At 72.7% G+C, this 19,538-nt stretch carries 16 protein-coding genes and 1 tRNA gene; 15 read left to right on the forward strand and 2 right to left on the reverse strand.

Annotation, left to right across the window (positions count from 1 at the left end):
- Positions 1-27 precede the first annotated feature (27 nt).
- Positions 28-1,365: a UDP-N-acetylglucosamine 1-carboxyvinyltransferase gene (gene murA / locus ACZ514_RS19580; RefSeq protein ID WP_388940874.1), complete on the reverse strand. Its 1,338-nt coding sequence runs from the start codon at positions 1,363-1,365 to the stop codon at positions 28-30.
- A 262-nt stretch (positions 1,366-1,627) separates the two neighbouring features.
- On the opposite strand from murA, the gene ACZ514_RS19585 reads away from it, so the two are divergent.
- The 12 genes from ACZ514_RS19585 to ACZ514_RS19640 all read left to right on the forward strand — a co-directional run bounded on the left by ACZ514_RS19585 (position 1,628) and on the right by ACZ514_RS19640 (position 16,897).
- A complete protein-coding gene (locus ACZ514_RS19585; RefSeq protein WP_468171728.1) occupies positions 1,628-2,188 on the forward strand; it encodes a YqgE/AlgH family protein in 561 nt (186 codons plus the stop codon).
- 28 nt (positions 2,189-2,216) lie between these two features.
- The gene (locus ACZ514_RS19590) at positions 2,217-2,501 is read left to right on the forward strand and encodes a DUF3039 domain-containing protein (RefSeq protein ID WP_007264396.1); all 285 of its coding nucleotides are present in this window, start codon (positions 2,217-2,219) and stop codon (positions 2,499-2,501) included.
- A gap of 194 nt (positions 2,502-2,695) precedes the next feature.
- Complete coding sequence (locus ACZ514_RS19595) at positions 2,696-4,336, forward strand: beta-N-acetylhexosaminidase (RefSeq protein ID WP_469125244.1); 1,641 nt, start codon at positions 2,696-2,698, stop codon at positions 4,334-4,336.
- A 423-nt stretch (positions 4,337-4,759) separates the two neighbouring features.
- Positions 4,760-5,620 (forward strand): FAD binding domain-containing protein, encoded by an 861-nt coding sequence (locus tag ACZ514_RS19600; RefSeq protein WP_468171733.1) that lies wholly within the window; start codon positions 4,760-4,762, stop codon positions 5,618-5,620.
- The gene (locus ACZ514_RS19605) at positions 5,617-7,836 is read left to right on the forward strand and encodes a (2Fe-2S)-binding protein (RefSeq protein ID WP_469125245.1); all 2,220 of its coding nucleotides are present in this window, start codon (positions 5,617-5,619) and stop codon (positions 7,834-7,836) included. Before ACZ514_RS19600 ends, ACZ514_RS19605 begins: the two co-directional genes overlap by 4 nt.
- Positions 7,837-7,886: 50 nt before the next feature.
- Positions 7,887-10,211: a xanthine dehydrogenase family protein molybdopterin-binding subunit gene (locus ACZ514_RS19610; protein ID WP_469125325.1), complete on the forward strand. Its 2,325-nt coding sequence runs from the start codon at positions 7,887-7,889 to the stop codon at positions 10,209-10,211.
- 84 nt (positions 10,212-10,295) lie between these two features.
- On the forward strand, positions 10,296-10,781 hold the full coding sequence (locus tag ACZ514_RS19615; RefSeq protein ID WP_469125246.1) for a DUF2563 family protein: 486 nt from the start codon (positions 10,296-10,298) through the stop codon (positions 10,779-10,781).
- Positions 10,781-12,205 (forward strand): WXG100 family type VII secretion target, encoded by a 1,425-nt coding sequence (locus tag ACZ514_RS19620; RefSeq protein WP_469125247.1) that lies wholly within the window; start codon positions 10,781-10,783, stop codon positions 12,203-12,205. The genes ACZ514_RS19615 and ACZ514_RS19620 overlap by 1 nt, the downstream gene beginning before the upstream one ends.
- A gap of 131 nt (positions 12,206-12,336) precedes the next feature.
- Positions 12,337-13,404, forward strand: coding sequence for a S8 family serine peptidase (locus ACZ514_RS19625; RefSeq protein ID WP_469125248.1), 1,068 nt, complete (start codon positions 12,337-12,339; stop codon positions 13,402-13,404).
- Positions 13,405-13,439: 35 nt separating this feature from the next.
- On the forward strand, positions 13,440-13,862 hold the full coding sequence (locus tag ACZ514_RS19630; protein ID WP_469125249.1) for a hypothetical protein: 423 nt from the start codon (positions 13,440-13,442) through the stop codon (positions 13,860-13,862).
- A gap of 6 nt (positions 13,863-13,868) precedes the next feature.
- Positions 13,869-16,202 (forward strand): hypothetical protein, encoded by a 2,334-nt coding sequence (locus tag ACZ514_RS19635; RefSeq protein WP_469125250.1) that lies wholly within the window; start codon positions 13,869-13,871, stop codon positions 16,200-16,202.
- Positions 16,199-16,897 (forward strand): hypothetical protein, encoded by a 699-nt coding sequence (locus ACZ514_RS19640; RefSeq protein ID WP_469125251.1) that lies wholly within the window; start codon positions 16,199-16,201, stop codon positions 16,895-16,897. Before ACZ514_RS19635 ends, ACZ514_RS19640 begins: the two co-directional genes overlap by 4 nt.
- A 66-nt stretch (positions 16,898-16,963) precedes the next feature.
- Here ACZ514_RS19640 and ACZ514_RS19645 read toward each other — a convergent pair.
- A tRNA-Cys gene (locus ACZ514_RS19645) sits at positions 16,964-17,035 on the reverse strand.
- A gap of 179 nt (positions 17,036-17,214) precedes the next feature.
- Here ACZ514_RS19645 and ACZ514_RS19650 point away from each other — a divergent pair.
- The 3 genes from ACZ514_RS19650 to ACZ514_RS19660 all read left to right on the forward strand — a co-directional run bounded on the left by ACZ514_RS19650 (position 17,215) and on the right by ACZ514_RS19660 (position 19,417).
- Positions 17,215-18,684, forward strand: coding sequence for an MFS transporter (locus ACZ514_RS19650; protein ID WP_468171757.1), 1,470 nt, complete (start codon positions 17,215-17,217; stop codon positions 18,682-18,684).
- A 125-nt stretch (positions 18,685-18,809) separates the two neighbouring features.
- Complete coding sequence (locus ACZ514_RS19655; RefSeq protein WP_468171760.1) at positions 18,810-19,016, forward strand: hypothetical protein; 207 nt, start codon at positions 18,810-18,812, stop codon at positions 19,014-19,016.
- Entirely contained in the window at positions 19,013-19,417 is a 405-nt protein-coding gene (locus tag ACZ514_RS19660) for a type II toxin-antitoxin system death-on-curing family toxin (RefSeq protein WP_468171763.1), read from the forward strand. The genes ACZ514_RS19655 and ACZ514_RS19660 overlap by 4 nt, the downstream gene beginning before the upstream one ends.
- Positions 19,418-19,538 lie beyond the last annotated feature (121 nt).

Raw genomic sequence — 19,538 nt, forward strand, 5'->3', positions numbered from 1 at the left:
CCCGGAGGGGATGTCCGGACCGGTCCGTCAGACCAGGTCGCCGTTCGGCAGCTCGACCTTGGCGCCGAGCTCCACGAGCTTCTCCATGAAGTTCTCGTAGCCGCGGTTGATCAGGTCGATGCCGTGGACGCGCGAGGTGCCCTCGGCCGCCAGCGCCGCGATCAGGTACGAGAACCCGCCGCGCAGGTCGGGGATGACCAGGTCGGCGCCCTGCAGCTTGGTCGGGCCCGAAACGACCGCCGAGTGCAGGAAGTTGCGCTGGCCGAAGCGGCAGGCGCTGCCGCCCAGGCACTCGCGGTACAGCTGGATGTGCGCGCCCATCTGGTTGAGCGCGGAGGTGAAGCCCAGCCGCGACTCGTACACCGTCTCGTGCACGATCGACAGGCCCGTGGCCTGCGTCAGGGCGACGACCAGCGGCTGCTGCCAGTCGGTCTGGAAACCGGGGTGCACGTCCGTCTCCAGCGCGATCGCCTTCAGCGGGCCGCCCGGGTGCCAGAAGCGGATGCCCTCGTCGTCGATCTCGAAGGCGCCGCCGACCTTCCGGTACGTGTTCAGGAAGGTCATCATCGAGCGCTGCTGCGCCCCGCGGACGTAGATGTTGCCGCCGGTCGCCAGGGCCGCGGACGCCCACGAGGCGGCCTCGAGACGGTCCGGGAGCGCCTGGTGGTTGTAACCGCTCAGGCGGTCGACACCGGTGATCCGGATGGTCCGGTCGGTGTCCATGGAGATGATCGCGCCCATCTTCTGCAGTACGCAGATGAGGTCCTCGATCTCCGGTTCGACGGCGGCGTTGCTGAGCTCGGTCACGCCCTCGGCCAGGACGGCCGTCAGCAGGACCTGCTCGGTCGAGCCGACCGAGGGGTAGGGCAGGCGGATCTTGCATCCGCGCAGGCGCTGCGGCGCCTCCAGGTACTGGCCGCCTTCGCGCTTCTCGATGGTCGCGCCGAACTGGCGGAGCACGTCGAAGTGGAAGTCGATCGGCCGGCCGCCGATGTCGCAGCCGCCCAGGCCCGGGATGAAGGCGTGGCCGAGGCGGTGCAGCAGGGGGCCGCAGAAGAGGATCGGGATGCGGGAGGAGCCCGCGTGCGCGTCGATGTCGGCGACGTTCGCGCTCTCGACGTAGGTCGGGTCGAGGATCAGCTCGCCCGGCTCCTCGCCGGGGCGCACGGTCACACCGTGCAGCTGGAGCAGACCGCGCACGACCCGCACGTCACGGATGTCGGGAACATTGCGCAGCCGGCTCGGCTCGCTGCCGAGCAGGGCGGCCACCATGGCCTTCGGCACGAGGTTCTTCGCACCGCGGACACGGATCTCGCCCTCGAGCGGGGTTCCGCCGTGGACAAGCAGGACATCGTTGCCGGTCATGGATCTCGCGTTCCGGAGTGGATGGGCAGGGGACCAGACGTAAGGGTAAGGGCCACCACCCCCATGTTTGTATGGGTGACGGGGCCGTAGGACTGTCATGAATACGGCAGAGCACCCTGGGTGTCCGCCAGGTAGCGGAGCGTCGTGTTCCGGCGCGCGGGGCGGCGCGCGCTCCTCCCTGCCGCCGTGCGCCCTGAGCTGCGCGTGATCCGGTACCGCCGCCCGCTCCCCCCGGAGGGCGATTGTGCGGGATCATGTGCGCATGACCGAGGTGTCCTCCCTCACAGGGCGGCTGCTCGTGGCCACCCCCGCCCTCGCGGACCCGAATTTCGACCGCGCGGTGGTCCTGCTGCTCGACCACGACGAGCAGGGCTCCCTCGGCGTGGTCCTCAACCGGCCCACCCCCGTGGACGTCCGCGACATCCTGCTCCCCTGGGCCCCGCTGGCCGGCGACCCCGGAGTGGTGTTCCAGGGCGGGCCCGTCGCGCTCGACTCGGCCCTCGGGGTCGCGGTCATCCCCGGCGACGAGGGCCCGCTCGGCTGGCGCCGGGTGCACGGGGCGATCGGCCTCGTCGACCTGGAGACCCCGCCCGAACTGCTCGCCACCGCCCTCGGGGCCCTGCGCATCTTCGCCGGCTACTCCGGATGGGGCCCCGGCCAGCTGGAGGAGGAGCTGGCCCACGGCGCCTGGTACGTCGTCGACTCCGAACCGGGCGACGTCTCCCACCCCGACCCCGAACGGCTCTGGCGGGCGGTGCTGCGCCGCCAGCGCAGCGAGCTCGCCATGGTCGCCACCTATCTGGACGACCCGTCGCTGAACTGACCCCGGCGGCGTTCAGTACCCTGGATTTATGAGCACTCTTGAGCCCGAGCGCGGGACTGGTACGGGGACCCTCGTAGAACCGACGCCGCAGGTGTCCCACGGCGACGGCGACCACGAGCGCTTCGCCCACTACGTCCAGAAGGACAAGATCATGGCGAGCGCGCTCGACGGCACCCCCGTCGTCGCGCTGTGCGGCAAGGTGTGGGTCCCGGGCCGCGACCCGAAGAAGTACCCCGTCTGCCCCATGTGCAAGGAGATCTACGAGTCCATGGGCGCCGGCGGCGACAAGGACAAGGGCGGCAAGGACAAGTAGGACGGTTCCGGCCTCCGCCGACGAAGGCCCCCGGTGCGCGCGAGAGCGCCCGGGGGCCTTCGCCGTGCGCGCGGGCCGCGTTAGGGTCGGCGCGACGAGCGTCGCCCCGCGGAACGGGAATCGCGCGCGGCACGCCGGGCCGGCTGCCGCCGCCGTCCGGGGGCGACCGGCAGGCTGCCCCGGAGGGCTGACCCATGGACCTGATCCCGCTGCCCGCGAGCGCCGTTCCCGACCCGGACGGACGCCGCTACGCCTTCGGTCCCGAGCCGGTGCTCGGCACCGGGCCCGGCGCCGAGGGCGTCGCGCGCTGGCTGCGCCGGGAGGTCGGCGCCGCCACCGGATGGACGCTGCCGGCGCCCGCCCCCGGCGCGCGGGGCGACGTACGGCTGAGGATCGAAGCCGGGGGAGCACACGGGCTCGGCCCCGAGGCGTACCGGCTCGGCGTCGGCGCCGACGGGGTGGACCTGACCGGCGGGGACGCGGCCGGGCTGTTCTGGGGCGCCCAGACGCTGCGTCAGCTGCTCGGGCCCGACGCGTACCGCCGGGCGCCGCTGCGCCCCGGACGCGCGTGGAGCCTGCCGTACGCGGCGGTCACCGACGCCCCCCGCTTCGGCTGGCGCGGCATGATGCTCGACGTCGCCCGGCACTTCACGCCCAAGGGCGGCGTACTGCGCCACATCGACCTGCTCACCGCCCACAAGCTGAACGTCCTGCACCTGCACCTGACGGACGACCAGGGCTGGCGCGTCGAGATCAGGCGCCACCCCCGCCTCACCGGGACCGGCGCCTGGCGGGCGCGCAGCCGGTGGGGCCACCGGGCCTCCCCCCTGTGGAACGACACCCCGCACGGCGGCTTCTACACCCAGGACGACATCCGCGAGATCGTCGCGTACGCGGCGGAGCGGCACGTACGGGTCGTCCCCGAGATCGACGTCCCCGGGCACTCCCAGGCCGCGATCGCCGCCTACCCCTGGCTCGGCAACACCGACGTCGTGGACACCCGGACGCTCGGCGTGTGGGACGACTGGGGCATCAGCGAGAACGTCCTCGCCCCGACCGAGGACGTACTGCGCTTCTACGAAGGGGTCTTCGAGGAGCTGCTGGAGCTCTTCCCGGCCGAGGTCTCGCCGTTCGTGCACATCGGCGGCGACGAGTGCCCCAAGGCGCAGTGGCGGGCCTCGCCGGCCGCGCAGGCGCGCATCCGCGAGCTGGGCGTGGACGGGGAGGACGGCCTCCAGGCGTGGTTCGTCCGGCACTTCGACGGCTGGCTCGCGGCCCGCGGCCGCCGCCTCATCGGCTGGGACGAGATCCTGGAGGGCGGCCTCGCCGACGGCGCGGCCGTGTCCTCCTGGCGCGGCTACGCGGGCGGCGTCGCCGCCGCCGAGGCCGGACACGACGTGGTGATGTGTCCCGAGCAGCAGGTGTACCTGGACCACCGTCAGGCGCCGGGGCCCGACGAGCCGGTGCCCATCGGATACGTGCGCACGCTCGAGGACGTCTACCGCTTCGAGCCCGTGCCGCCGCACCTGTCACCGGAGGCCGCCGCACACGTGCTCGGCGCCCAGGCCAACGTGTGGACCGAGGTGATGGACAACCAGGCCCGCGTCGACTACCAGGTGTTCCCCCGGCTGGCCGCCTTCGCCGAGACGGTGTGGTCGCGGCTGCCGGAACCGGAATCCCGTGACTGGGCCGGCTTCGAGGCGCGCGCGACCGCCCACCTGGCGCGCCTGGACGCCCTCGGGGTCGGCTACCGGCCACCGGCCGGACCGCTGCCCTGGCAGCGGCGGCCCGGAGTGTCCGGACGCCCGATCGAAGGCGCGCCCCCGATCGTGTGAGCCGGGGGCACGGGGGGCGCTCCGCCCCCGCCCGTCCGGAAGCGGAACTCTTCGGGAACCACTGGAACTCTGCCTCAAAGAAGCCGTATACGGGGGAAAACGGACGTCATGGGTGGATGTGCGCGGGTGGGGCACGGCCCCGGCCGCACGCCGCGCCCCGGCTCCGCCCGGCCGGCGGCGGAGCGCGCGGCGGCGCCCCGTACGCGGGCGACCCTCGCGCCGGGCGTCCCCGAAGATGTGCCAGAGTTGCCACGTCCCGGCGGTGAGCACGTACCGTACGGCGGACAGGCGTGAGCGCCGGGACCGGGACATCGGGAAGGGGCAGCCGGGTTGACCACGCACGCACCGCACACACCGCATTCGGCTCAGGGGCCGCACGCACCGCATCCGGCTCAGGAGCCGCAGGCGCAGCGGGCGCAGTCCGTGACGCTGCCGGCCTCGCTCGACGAGGCCGTCGCGGCACTCGCCGCCATGCCCGCGGCCGTGCCCGTGGCGGGCGGCACCGACCTCATGGCCGCCGTCAACGCCGGGCTGCTGCGCCCCGCCGCCCTGGTCGGCCTCGGCCGGATCAACGAGATCCGCGGCTGGCAGTACCAGGACGGGCACGCGCTGCTCGGCGCCGGACTGACCCACGCCCGGATGGGACGGCCGGATTTCGCCGCCCTCATCCCGGCACTGGCCGCCGCCGCCCGGGCCGCGGGCCCCCCGCAGATCCGCAACGCCGGCACCCTCGGCGGCAACATCGCCTCGGCCGCGCCGACCGGCGACGCCCTGCCGGTGCTGGCCGCCCTGGAGGCGGAGCTGGTGATCGTCGGACCCGGCAGCCTCGGCGACTCCGGCAGCTCCCGGCGCGAGATCCCCGTCTCCCACCTGCTGGCCGGACGCGACATGCTGCGGCCGGGCGAACTGATCGGCTTCGTGCGCGTGCCGCTGCTGCACGCTCCGCAGGTGTTCCTGAAGGCCACGGGCCGCACGGGACCGGGGCGCGCGCTGGCGTCCGTCGGGCTCGTCCTGGACCCCGCGCGCCGGGGCGTGCGGTGCGCGATCGGCGCGGTGGCCCCCATGCCGCTGCGGCCGCTGGAGGCCGAGCAGTGGGTGGCCTCGCTGATCGACTGGGACGGGGACCGCGGCCTGGCCCCCGAGGCGCTGGAGGCCTTCGGCGAGTACGTCGCGGCCGCATGCGTGCCCGACCAGGGGGAACAGACGTCCTCCGGAGTACTCCATCTGCGCCGGACGGTGGCCGTGCTGGCGCGCAGGGCCCTGGGGAGGGCGCTGACCTCATGAGTGAGAACGAGAACGTGAGCGGAACGACGGGGAACGCTGCCGGGGCCGGCGCCGGGAACGGCTGGGGCTGGGAGCCGGTGCCACAGGGCGGCGAGTACGACCACGAGGCCACGGCCTTCGTGCAGCTGCCGCAGGACATGCTGGACGCGCTCGACAGCGGGGAACCGCTGGCGGCGCCCGGGCACGGCTTCGTGCCGCCGCCGATGATCCTGCCCCTCGGATCGGGCAGCGCGGACCCCTCCGCCACCGGTACCTGGACGATGCCGGTGCAGTGGCCGGACGCCGGTTCGGGGACGGGCCCCGGCGCGGGCGCCGGCCCGGGCGCCGGCCCTGGCCCGCAGGCGCCCGCCCGTGCGCCGATCCCGGCGTCGATCCCGCTCCCGGCGTCGGTGGCCGCCGCCTTCGCGGCGGCCGGGCCCGCCGGGGAACCCGACGCGGAACCGCAGGGCGGGACGGGCGCGGGGACGCACGCCGACGCGCACGGCGGGCCGCACGGCACGCTGGGCGGCGGGATGCGCGTGGACCCGCAGGGCGGGCCGCACGGCACGCTGGGCGGCGGGATGCGCGTGGACCCGCAGGGCGGGGCCGCGCAGGCCGATCCGTACGCGGACCCGTACGCCGAACCGCACGCCGGCCAGGATTCCGGCTCGACCGCCGAGTGGCACTTCCCCGAGGCGGTGCACCGCTCCGAGGACCCGACGGCCACCGGGCAGTGGACGCTGCCCGGCGGTGCGCACGACCCCGCCCTGGACGGCGGCTGGCGCCCGGACGCCCCGACGACGCTGCCCGGCGGCGCCTCCGCCCCCTGGACGCCGCCCGAGGCGGACCCCGGCGTGCTGCTGAGCTCCGGTGTCGTCCCCGGCGGGGCCGCGGGTGCGGCCACCGGCCCCGGCTCCCTCGGACGCGGGCCCAGGGTGCTGGGCGGCCCCGGTGTGGGCACCCCGCTGCCCGAGGGCCACCTCCAGACGGCCGGGCCGGAGCCCGAGGCCGTGCCCGCCGCCGCCCCGGACATCGAGGCCTCCCACGGCCCGGCGGAGATGCCGGTCGAGGGCGAGCGGCCGCGCCCGGCCGGGGACGCCGGCGCGGAGGCCACCGGACACGGCTTCGCACAGGCCCCGGCGGCGGATCCGGCGGCTTCGGCCGCGGCTCCGGAGGCTCCGGTGGGGGCTCCGGTGGAGGCTCCGGCCGCAGCGGAGGCCGCGCCCGTGCCGGGTGACGGCGGCGCCGACAGCGGTGTGACACCTCCGGGCGAGGGCGATGCCGGGGGTTTCCCGGTGCAGGAGACCGCGTACGGACAAGAGGGCGCCCCCGCCGTCGCCCACCACGAGCATCCGGCGGCTTCCTACGTCCTGCGCGTCAACGGCGCCGACCGGCCCGTCACCGGGGCGTGGATCGGCGAGTCCCTCCTCTACGTGCTGCGCGAGCGCCTCGGCCTGGCCGGCGCCAAGGACGGCTGCTCGCAGGGCGAGTGCGGGGCCTGCGCGGTCCAGGTCGACGGGCGGCTCGTCGCCTCCTGCCTGGTCCCTGCGGCGACGGCGGCCGGCAGCGAGGTGCGGACCGTCGAGGGCCTCGCGAGCGGTGGGGAACTCTCCGACGTGCAGCAGGCGTTGTGCCGGTCGGGCGGGGTGCAGTGCGGGTTCTGCGTGCCAGGCATGGCCATGACCATCCATGACCTGCTGGAGGGCAACCACGCCCCCAGCGACCTGGAGACCCGCCAGGCGCTGTGCGGCAACCTCTGCCGCTGCTCGGGCTACAAGGGCGTCATCGAGGCGGTCCGCGAGGTCGTCGCCGAGCGCGAGGCGAACGCCGCCCAGTCCGACGCGCTCATCCCGCACCAGGCCCAGCCCGGCGAGGGCGCGATCCACCCGGCGGCGCACACCACGGACGGCTTCGACCCCTTCGGCGCGAACCCGGGCTCCGGCGTGTTCGACAGCCAGGACGGCTACGACGCGACCGGCGGCTACGACGGCCAGGGCGGCCACGCCGGCCCGACCGGCGGCTACGACGGAACCGGCGGCCAGCCGGCCGGCTTCGACGGCCAGCCGGCCGGTTACGAAGGCCAGACGACCGGCTACGACGGCCAAGCCGGCTTCGACGGCCAGCCGACCGGATACGAAGGCCACTCGACCGGCCACGAAGGCCAGCCGACCGGCCCGGCCGGACCCAACGGCCCGACCGGACTCGACGGCGACCAGCACAACGGAGGCATGGCGTGAGCGGCCAGGACGCGGCCACGGCGACGGCCGGCACCACCACGACCACCACCATGGCGACGGTGAGCCTCGGCACCGACGGCGACACCGAACAGCCGCGCCCCGTACGCGGAATCGGCGTCTCCGTCCCCGCCGCCGACACCCGCGCCAAGGCCGAGGGCACCTTCCCCTACGCCGCCGACCTGTGGGCCGAAGGCCTGCTGTGGGCCGCCGTGCTGCGCTCCCCGCACGCCCACGCCCGCATCCGCTCCATCGACACCTCGGCCGCCGCCGAGATGCCCGGCGTGCGCGCCGTCATCACCCACGCCGACGTCCCCGGCGCGACCACCCACGGCCGGCGCATCGCCGACCGGCCGGTCTTCGCCCACGACGTCGTACGCCACCACGGCGAGGCCATCGCCGCCGTGGCCGCCGACCACCCCGACACGGCACGCCTCGCCGCCGCCGCCATCACGGTCGAGTACGAACTCCTGGACGCCGTCACCGACCCCGAGCAGTCCTTCGGCGCACCCCCGCTGCACCCCGACGGCAACCTGATCCGCCACATCCCGCTCCGCTACGGCGACCCCGAGGCGACGGGCGAGGTGGTCGTCGAGGGCCTCTACCGGATCGGCCGCCAGGACCCCGCGCCCATCGGCGCCGAGGCCGGTCTCGCCGTGCCCCGGCCCGACGGCGGCGTGGAGCTCTACACCGCCTCCACCGACCCGCACACCGACCGCGACCTCGCCGCCGCCTGCTTCGGCCTGGAACCGGACCGAGTACGGGTCGTCGTCACCGGCGTTCCCGGCGCCACCGCCGACCGCGAGGACGCCGCCTTCCAGCTGCCGCTCGGCCTGCTGGCCCTGCGCACGGGCTGCCCGGTGAAGCTGGCCGCCACCCGCGAGGAGTCCTTCCTCGGCCACGCCCACCGCCACCCGACCCTGCTGCGCTACCGCCACCACGCCGACGCCGAAGGCCGGCTGGTCAAGGTCGAGGCCCAGATCCTGATGGACGCCGGCGCCTACGCCGACGCCTCCGCCGAGTCCCTCGCGGCGGCCGTGGCCTTCGCCTGCGGCCCGTACGTCGTCCCGCACGCCTTCGTCGAGGGCTGGGCCGTCCGTACGAACAACCCGCCCTCCGGCCACGTCCGGGGCGAGGGCGCCATGCAGGTCTGCGCCGCCTACGAGGGCCAGATGGACAAACTCGCCGCCGCCCTCGGCATCGACGGCGCGGAACTGCGCATGCGCAACGTCCTGGCCACCGGCGACCTCCTCCCCACCGGCCAGACCGTCACCTGCCCCGCCCCCGTGGCCGAACTGCTGCGCGCCGTCCGCGACTACCCGCTGCCCGCCCTCCCCAAGGACACCCCGGAGGAGGAGTGGCTGCTGCCCGGCGGCCCCGAGGGCGCGGGCGAACCGGGCGCGGTGCGGCGCGGCGTCGGCTACGGCGTGGGCATGGTCCACATGCTCGGTGCCGAGGGCGCGGACGAGGTCTCCACGGCGACCGTGAAGGTGGTGAACGGCACGGCCACGGTCATCTGCGCGGCCGTCGACACCGGCCAGGGCTTCGCCACCCTCGCCCGCCAGATCGTCCAGGAAGTCCTGGGCATCGACGAGGTGTCGACGGCCCCGGTCGACACCGACCAGCCGCCGGCCGGGCCCTCCGCCCACGGCCGCCACACCTGGGTCTCGGGCGGCGCCGTCGAGCGGGCCGCCAAGATGGTCCGTACGCAGCTCCTCCAGCCCATGGCCCACAAGCTCGGCATGTCCACCGAGCTGCTCCAGATCGCGGACGGCCGGATCACGTCGTACGACGGCGCCTTCTCCATGACGGTCGCGGAGGCCATACAGGGCAAGGAGCTCTGGGCGACGGCCCAGTGCCGCCCCCACCCGACCGAACCGCTGGACGCGGACGGGCAGGGCGACGCCTTCGTCGGCCTCGCCTTCTGCGCCATCCGCGCCGTGGTCGACGTGGACATCGAACTCGGGTCGGTGCGCGTCGTGGAGCTGGCCGTGGCCCAGGACGTCGGCCGCGTCCTCAACCCCCGCCAGCTCGAGGCCCGTATCGAAGCGGGCGTCACCCAGGGCGTCGGCGCCGCCCTGACCGAGAACCTCCGCTCGGTCGCGGGCCTGGTACGCCACCCCGACCTGACCGGCTACGCCCTGCCGACGTCCCTGGACGCCCCGGCGGTCCGCATCGTCCGGCTGGTCGAGGAGCGGGACGTGGTGGCCCCGTTCGGCGCGAAGGCGGCGAGCGCCGTCCCGGTGGTCACCACCCCGGCGGCGGTGGCCTCGGCGGTCCGCGCGGCGACGGGCCGACCCGTGAACAGGATCCCCATCCGGCCGTCGGCCGCCGTGGTGGCGGGAACGCCCGGGGTGCCCGGAATATCCCACTCCTGACGGCTCGGGGCCCCTGCCGGCGCCGGTCGTCAGAGACGCGAGCGGGTGCGGACGCGGCGGGGACGGCCAACGGGGGAGGGCATCGTGGCGGTGGACGACGGTCAGGGGCTGCCGGCGGCGAACGTCGCCGGCAGCGTGGCGGACGCGGTGAGGGCCCAGGCGAAGGCGCTCGAGGTCGAGTACGAGTCGATGACCGCGTACAAGAACCGGGTCGACGCGCTGCTGGAGACCCTCGACGGCTCCGAGGCCGACGCCGGCAGACTCGCCCACGGCACCCTCCCGAGGGGCTCCCTGGGCGGGGGCTTCGCGGAGGCGGACGCGCTGTTCACGGCGTACACGACGGTCCACGCCGAACTGCGGAAGCTGTCCGAGGGCCTCGCGGGCCAGATCGAGGCACTGGGCATCGCCGTCCTGACGGCGGGCAAGGGCTACGGCGGCGTGGACGAGGAGACGCAGGCCCGCATGCGGGCCCTCATCAGGAGCTCGAAGGAAGCCTACGTCCAGGACCGCGACCCGCTGGCGCGGCAGGAGAAGGAAGCCACCCCGGCTCCGAGCAAGGGCACGATCTGATGGCGACGACGAACTTCGAGGGCCACACGCACGAGCAGCTGCTCGCGATGATCGCCTCCCTGGACCCGGAGACCGTCAGGGCGCGCGGCACGCAGCTGACGGAGGCGGCGGCCGCCATCAAGGAGATCGGCGAGAGCCTCAAACGGCACCGGGTCACGGGCTGGGAGGGCGAAGCGGCGCACGCCTTCCAGGACTGGGTGAGCCGGGCGGGCAGCGCGACGCTGAAGCTGGGCGCGTACAGCGAGACGGGCGGCAAGTGGATGACCGAGGCGGCCCAGACGATGGTGGAGGTCAGGGCCAACACCCCGGAGTACGACGCGTCGGCGGCGGAAAACCTGCAGTCGGCCCGCAAGCACCACAACGACCCGGACGCCGTGCAACTGGCCCGCACGGCCCACACGAAGCTGACCACGGACCACCAGCAGGCGGTGCAGCAACTGACGAAGCTGGCCCAGTCGTACGAGGCGTCGACAACCCACCTGACCAGAGCGGAACCCCCAACCTTCCCCCCGCCGCCGGGGGTGTTTGCACCCAACGAGTCGTTCCATGGGACCAGTGACCTCGGGCGTGCGAGTGACACTTCTGGAGGTTCGGGCAAAGACGACTCTGCTTATGCGCCGTCTGCTCCGGGAAACATGGCCTCGTCAGCTGAATACGACCTTCTAGCGGATCGGGAGCCTTCGCCTGGCAGCGCAATTCCCGCTGGTGCCGGGGCATCCATCAGCCCGCCCTCAGTCGTCCAGGACTGGAACGTGGACGTGCATCTCGACCACGTCGCTACGACGCCGGACAAGACGCTGCCTTCAACGTCTGGTCTGCCTGTCGGATCCGGACCGGGCGGGCCTGGCACGAATCCGCCCCACGCACCCCTACCTCCTTTGGTTCGTCCACCGATCAGTGGGCCGCCGATGTTGGGCGGTGACCCAATGCCCCTAACTCGGCCGCCAACCGCACCTCATGGCAAGGCCGGTGGCATCCAGGTGCCTCCGCTTCGCGACACCGGGGTCGTAGGTGGCCGACCGGTTCCCACTGGCGGACCCAGTGCAGGCATTCCCCGTGGCGTGGTCATCGGCGCGGATGGTCCGCATGAGGGCGGTCGAGTGATGCCCGGAGTGATGGGTGGCGGCTTCGGCTCCCCGCATGGCACGTCGAGTGGTCCGGTGGCTGGTCGTCGGCTCACCATGGAGCCGGGTGGCGTTGTAGGAGGACGTCCGGTTGCGCCCGGTGGTCAGCCGTTCACCCAAACCGGCATGGGCCTCACGCGCGGGTCGGGCGTGGGTGTAGTGGGCCCTTCGGGGATCACTTCCCAGGCTCCGAACAATCCGAGCAATAGGCGTGGAGGCTACCGTGGCAACCGCCTTCTGGTCGAGGATGAAGAGACCTGGGAAAGTAACCGTCGTGTTGTTCCGCCGGTAATCGACTAGTTGGACGGACCTGGCACGAGGTGCACATGCGGAAGGTGACTGCGGCCCTGGTGGGTCTGCTATTGACTGGAGTGGCTGCGGTTCCAGCCCATGCGGAGACAGTGCGATCTAGGCAGTGGCACCTTGACGCAATGAAGGTCGACGAAATGTGGAAACTCAGTACCGGCAAGGGCATCACCGTTGCAGTGATTGACACGGGCGTTGCCCGGATTCCGGAGCTTGAAGGTCGAGTTGTTCTTGGGAAGGACTTCACGTCAGATGTGATCGACGGCGACGAACGAGTCGACTATGGAAATCACGGCACATCCATGGCGGCGACTATCGCAGGGAGTGGAAGGGGTCCTGATGGTGTGGAGAGCGCCTATGGGCTCGCCCCCGATGCGAAAATCCAGCCTCTGCGCATCGACATGAACGGCAACGGGACCTCTTTGGCTGATGCCATCCGATACGCTGCGGACTCTGAAGCGAGGATCCTTAACGTCTCATTGGGTTGGGGCGACAGTGATGTTCTGAGGGATTCTGTGAAACACGCGTTGGTCAAAGGGAAGCTGCTTTTTGCTGCCGTCGGCAATGATGGCGACACCGAAGTGAATTATCCGGCTGGCATTCCCGGCGTAGTGGGTGTTGGGGCGGTTGACGCTGACGGCGCCGCGACCGAGGAATCCACGCACAATGCCTCCGTGGACATTTCTGCACCTGGCGTCGACATCATCAGCGGATGCAGCAACAAAACAGGCCTCTGCACAAGCCACGGCACCAGCGACGCCACCGCCCTGGCCTCCGCCTCCGCCGCCCTCCTCTGGTCCGCGCACCCCACCTGGACCAACAACCAGATCCTCCGCGTCCTCCTGAACACCGCCGGCAAGCCCGTCGACGGCGCCGAGCGCAACGACTACATCGGCTACGGCGTCGTCCGCCCCCGCGTCGCCCTCCCCACCCCCGGGGACCCCGGCCCGGCGGACGTGTTCCCGCTCCCCGATCTCGCCGCCGCATCGGCATCCGCATCGGCTTCCGCACAGGCCGACCCTCCCTCCCCCGGGGGAAAGATCACGTCATCCCCTGCACCCGGGGCCACGCCTGCGGTAGACAAGGGCGACGGCGACGACGACGGCCTGCCCTGGATCGCCCTCGGGCTGGGGGCCAGCGCACTCATCGGCGGGGCCGTCGCCGCAGTCTTCGTACGCCGGACCAGGCGCTGACCTGACCCGGCCCGCACGGGAGTGGAGCGCACCGGGTGTCCTTCGAAGAGGAATGGGCCGCCGCGCGCGCCACGGCCGCCGCCAACGCCTCCATGCGGCTCAACCAGGCTCCGCCCCCGGCGGCCCCCGGCGGCGGCGCCGACCTCGCGCTCAACCAGGACCACATCGGCGCCGTCGGCAGCGAGGCGTACAAGCTGCACTCCCGCCTCCAGACCGACGGCAAGCACGCCGCCACCGCCTCCGCCGAGGCAGCCGGTGCCCTCTCGAAGGCCGGCTTCGCCAGCGGCACCGCGCTCGCCAAGGCGAACACCCGCTGGGAGAGCCAGGTCAAAACGCTGGTCGCCGCCTGCGCGCAGATCTCCAACGGACTGAACTACTCGCTCCGCTCCCACGCCAGGGAAGAACAGCAGCTGTACGCCGAGTTCACGACGTCCAAGCTCGCCGAATACCTCAAGTAGGCGCCCGTGCTGACGTACGAGAACGTGCTGAACGCCCCGGTCGACAAGCTTTCCACCGCCGCCCGCGACTGGCGGGCCGTGGTCGCCAAGCTGGAGGAGCTGGCCGAGGCCGCCCGCAACGGCATGAAGGCCACGTCGGACAAGGCCGAGTGGAGCGGGGTCACGGCAGGGGTGGCGCGGTCCTTCGTGGACAAGACGGCCAAGGAGTTCGAGGACGCCGCCAAAGCGGCCAAGGGCATCCACCACGCCCTCACCCAGGCGCACGACACCTTCAAGGCCTCCCGGGACCGGCTGAGGAAGATCGCCGAGGAGGAGGCCCCGGCCGCGGGCTTCCGGGTCGACGCGAAGGGGAAGGTCGAGGCGTTACCCCTGACCACCGAGGCGGACCGCTACGCGGCCCGCCACGACCCCGACTACCAGGAGTCCCTCCGCGTCAACCGGCCGCTGTGGCAGGCCAAGATCGACGCCGCCGTCGACGCCTGCGACGACGTCGACCAGTCCCTGGCCCGGCTGCTGAACGCGAACGTCGCCGCGGACCACGACTTCAGCGCCCCGAAATACGCCGACCTCACCGCCGAACAGGCCGGCCGGGCGACCGACCTCGCCCGGAAGGGGCGGGGCCTCTCCCACGCCGAACTCACCGAACTCAACGAGCTGCTGGCCGACAACGCCAAACGGCCGGAGTTCTCCACCGCCTTCTACGGCAACCTCGGCCCGAAGGGCGCCCTCCAGTTCTTCGGGCAGATGGCGACCGACACAGGGGCTCGCGACTTCGACGAGCAGCGTCTGAAGGACATCCAGGACCTCCAGAAGAACCTGGGTCTCAACCTCGCGACCGCCACCGACCCGGACAACTCGCAGCACCTGCCGGACCGGTTCGCCCAGGACCTGCGCCGTCTGGGCACGGAGCGGATCGCGCTCTCGAAGTACGACGGCAATCCGCCCTTCGGGTACCAACTGCTCGGCGGCATCATGCGTTACGGGAACTACGACCCGCGCTTCCTGGTGCCCATCGCCGACCATGCCATTCAGGTTCAGGAGCAGGACAAGAACTTCTTCTTCCAGAACAAGCCGATCAACGGCTGGACGCAGACCCAGTTCAATCCCTCCGGTGGGAGTGGTGCCGGCTTCGACCCCGTGAACAGCTTCCTGGAGGCACTCGGGCACAGCCCGGAGGCCGCGACGGAGTTCTTCAGGCGCGACGGTTCGGATCTCGTGGCGTACAACCAGGACGGCACGGTCAAGGCAGGGGTGCCGCGGCTCGGCAAGGACGTCACGAACTACCTGGACTACTTCGCCCACGAGAAGTACGCGAGCCCGACCGACTCCAATGACCTGGATGCGAAAGGCGTGGCCGTAGCGAAGCAGTACATGCCCGATGCCCTGGGGCACGCGCTGGAAGCCGCGACGCTCGGCCATGCCTGGGACGATGCGGCACCACACCTGAAACGGACCGAGGGCACTGCGGAGGTCATGGAGGCGGTAGTCGCGAAGTACGGGGGCGACGCAGGGCTGCTCAAGCACCATGAGGCTCTCGCGGACAGCCTGGGCCGGATGACGGCCGGGTACATCGACGACGTCAACTGGGCCCTCAGCGAAGGCGATGAGGACGGAGTGTTCGCCCCTCCCAAGAACGCCCGGGACGGACATCTGGAGTTGGACCGGGAGGCCGCACGCGACCTGCTCAGCGCCCTCGGGCAGCATCCCGATTCGTATGCGACGGTGACCGCTGCGGAACGCGTTTACGGCGCCACGGTCCTGGAGTCACAGGGTTTCCACGACGGTCAGATCGACGAAGGGCGCGCCCGGTCCACGATCCGGGTGACGGCTGAGGTCCAGGGGATGCTCGACGACTCTCGCGCCGGGCAACTTGGCGCGGATACGGCGAAGAAGCACGAAGCGTTCGAGAAGGCAGTCGAGCAGCGCAGCGCGTGGATCGAATTCGGCACTTCGGCGGCCATCGGTGGGGCTGTCGCGCTCCTGCCGGCGACGCTTGCAGGTGCCGGAGTGGCTGCGGTGGCGGTGCCGATCGCCATCGATGTCGGTAGCGGTGCGGTGGAACAGGCGGCCTCTTCCGCGATCACCGAATGGTCGGACAAAACAGTTGAGAAGAGGAAGGGCGAACTCGACGAGGCCACGCATGCCACCACCAAGGCGTTGTACCAGGCCGGGGAACGTAGCGCCGAGACGCCGCTCAAGCAGTTCCAGGCGCGGCACGCGATCAGCGATACGAGCGTGCTCGGCAACAACCTCCACGACGCGATGGTGATCGGGTACGCCAAGGGCAATTCGCGGGCCGGCCAGCAGGGACATGAGGCAGAGACGGAAGAGACGTCGTGAGGCTCATACGCCCGGTCGTGGGAGTAGTGGGGCTGAGCCTGGCCATGGTCGCCTGTGTCGCCTTGCCGAAGGAGCGCGAGCTGGAACCGGAGGGGGTGGAGCCGAGGACGGTCTCCACCGCGCAGGTCTGCGGGGGGACCCTCTTCTCCCCGGAGGCCGGCCGGGCCTTGGAAAAGATCATGGATGGAACGGCATTCGTGATCCGCGAGCCCGAGGACGATCGCGGCGCTGCGGACATCGCGCGGGCCGTGGAGAACGCCTACCGCGCGGGGGCCGGTATCGAAAACATGCCGAACGGGACCTGCCGGATCAAGGGAGCACAGAAGCAGGGGACCGGGCGGGCGCCGAAGGCGAGCATGACCTTCATCGCCCGCAGCAAGCACGCAGGGCCGGCTGACCTGGTGGGCGCTGAGGGGACTGGCGTACGCGTTGACCGGGGAATCACGGACCATTCGGTCGTGTTCGACTGCGTCAGCTCCAGGGCCGGGTCCACGGCCGAAGTACCCGTGAGGATCACCGCCCGGTTCGACGGCAGATCGGCCGGTGAGAACCGCAAGGATCCGAGCAGAGCAGACGACTACCTCGTACTAGTCCACTCTGCAGCCCGCTCTGTCGCCGCTGAGCTGGGCTGCCTGGACGACGGCGGCCTGCCCGCGCAGTTCAAGGACCTCGAGCGGTACGTGGACGCCGAGTAGCCCGCTCCGGCCCGGAGACAGGCCGGAGGCCGTCCGGGTTTCGCTGCGGACGGCCTTCGGCTTCGGAAGCCGTGACCGGAATCGAACCGGCGTAACTCGCTTTGCAGGCGAGTCCCTCAACCACTCGGGCACACGGCTGGGGTGGGGTGCGAGTACGAACGTACGGGGTGCCGGGGGGTCGGGGAAGGCTGGTGCCGGGGTTGCAACGTGACTGCCATGCCGCGTTCACAGGGGACGCGGGACTAGGTCCGGCGGCTGAGGCGGGATCGGTCCAAATGACAGGGGCGAGAGTGGGCCGTGGACCTTACTCTGGGGCGATGAGCGCCGTTGAACCCGGGATATCCGAGACCGCCGATGCCGCCCCGCCGCCGCAGGGCGGCATTCTGGGGCCGGCGTACCGGACGCTCAGCGTCGGGGTGATCTCCGTGATCTTCCTGATCGCCTTCGAGGCCACCGCGGTGGGGACGGCCATGCCCGTCGCCGCGCGGGAGCTGGAGGGGATCGGGCTCTACGCCTTCGGGTTCTCCGCCTACTTCACCACCAGCCTCTTCGCCATGGTCCTGTCCGGCCAGTGGGCCGACAGGCAGGGTCCGCTGCGGCCGCTGACGGTGGGGATCGGGGCCTTCGCCGCCGGGCTGGTGTGTTCCGGGACCGCGCAGCTGATGGGCGTGTTCGTCGTGGGGCGGGCCGTGCAGGGGTTCGGGGGCGGGCTGGTGATCGTCGCCCTGTACGTGGTGATCAGCCGGGCCTACGAGGAGCGGCTGCGGCCCGCCATCATGGCCGCCTTCGCCGCGAGCTGGGTGGTGCCGTCGATCGTCGGGCCGCTGGCCGCGGGGACGGTCACCGAGCACCTGGGCTGGCGGTGGGTGTTCCTCGGGATCCCCGCGCTGGTCGTCGTCCCGCTGATGGTGGCGCTGCCGGCGATCCGGCGCACCGCCTCCGGCCCGGTGGACCCCGCGGCGCCCGCCGCGTTCGACCGGCGGCGGATCCGGCTGGCCCTCGGGATCTCGCTGGGCGCCGGGCTGCTCCAGTACGCCGCCCAGGACCTGCGGTGGCCGTCGCTGCTGCCCGGCGCCGTCGGCGCGGCGCTGCTGGTACCGGCGGTGCTGGGGCTGCTGCCGCGCGGCACCTACCGGGCGCGGCGCGGGCTGCCGTCGGTGGTGCTGCTGCGCGGGGTGGCGGCGGGGGCGTTCATCGGGGCCGAGAGCTTCGTGCCGCTGATGCTGGTCACCCAGCGCGGCCTGAGCCCGACCTGGGCCGGCTTCTCGCTCGCGCTCGGCGGGGTGACGTGGGCGGCGGGTTCCTGGGTGCAGTCGCAGGGGCGGACGGCGCCCTACCGGGAGCGGCTGATGGTGTCGGGGATGGTGATGGTGGCCCTGGCCATCGCCGCGGCCCCGGCGGTGCTGATCGAGGCGGTGCCGGTGTGGACGCTGGCCCTCGCCTGGGCCGTGGGCTCGCTCGGGATGGGCCTGGTGATCGGCTCGACCAGTGTGCTGCTGCTGAAGCTGTCCGCGCCGGAGGAGGCGGGCGCGAACTCGGCCGCGCTGCAGATCTCGGACGCGCTGGCCAACGTGGTGCTGCTCGCGGCCGGGGGTGCGGCGTTCGCCGCGCTGGGCGGGGGAGCGGTGGGCGCGGGGCACGTGGCGGCCTCGGCGGACGGGTCCGCCTCGCACCCGGCGGCGTTCCTGGCGGTGTTCCTGCCGATGGCCTGCGTGGCGCTGGTGGGGGCATGGGTGGCGACCCGCCTCGACCCGCCGCCGGCCGAGGACGAGGCCGCCGCCGCCTGAGGCCCGGCCGGTCCGGCCCCGCCCGCTGCAAGCCCCGCCCGCCCGCCTGCGAGCCCCGCCCGCCAGCCCGCCCCCCGCCCCGAAAACGGCGTGAGCGCGCCCGCCCCGCTGGCTAGGCTCCGGGGGTGACCGTGAACGAGCTGACCCTGCGCATGTCCCCCGCCGAGCACGCCGAGCTGGCCGACCTCGCCGACGCCACCGGTTCCACCGCCGAGGCGCTGGCGCGGGAAGCCGTACGCGCGCACCTGCGGCGGGAGCGCGAGCGCGTCGGGGCGCAGGCCGCGCGGCTGGCGCGGCGGCACGCCGGGCTGCTGAAGCGGCTCGGGGAGTGAGCGCCGCCGACCCGGTCCGGCACCTGACCCTCGCCGAGGTCCTCGACGTCGCCCGGCACGCCTGCCTGGCCCGGGACCAGTCCGTGGAGCTGCGTGCGCCCGGGCTGCTGGAGTCGGCGGTGCACCGGCCGCGGGCGCGGATGTACGGCACGCCGGCCTACGAGGACCCGTACGAACAGGCCGCCGCGCTGCTGCACGGCATCGCGGTGAACCATCCCCTGGTCGACGGGAACAAGCGCACCGCCTGGCTCGCCGCCGTGACCTTCCTCGCCGTGAACGGGGTCGATCCCGCGGCCGCCGACCAGGAGGCCGCGTACGGGCTGGTCGTCGCGGTGGCGTCCGGGGAGGAGGGCGAGGTGGCGGTGATCGCCGCCAGGCTGCGGGAGTTGCTGCCGGTGTGACGCTCGCCGCACCCGCCGAGGTCACGGGCCTGTCCCTCCTCGAGGGGCCGGCCGGCACCGGTAGGGTGGCCCGGTTGTCCTGCGTCCGACCACGGGTACCGGGGCGGCCAGGACGACCACG

The sequence above is a fragment of the Streptomyces sp. NPDC034086 genome (assembly GCF_055575515.1).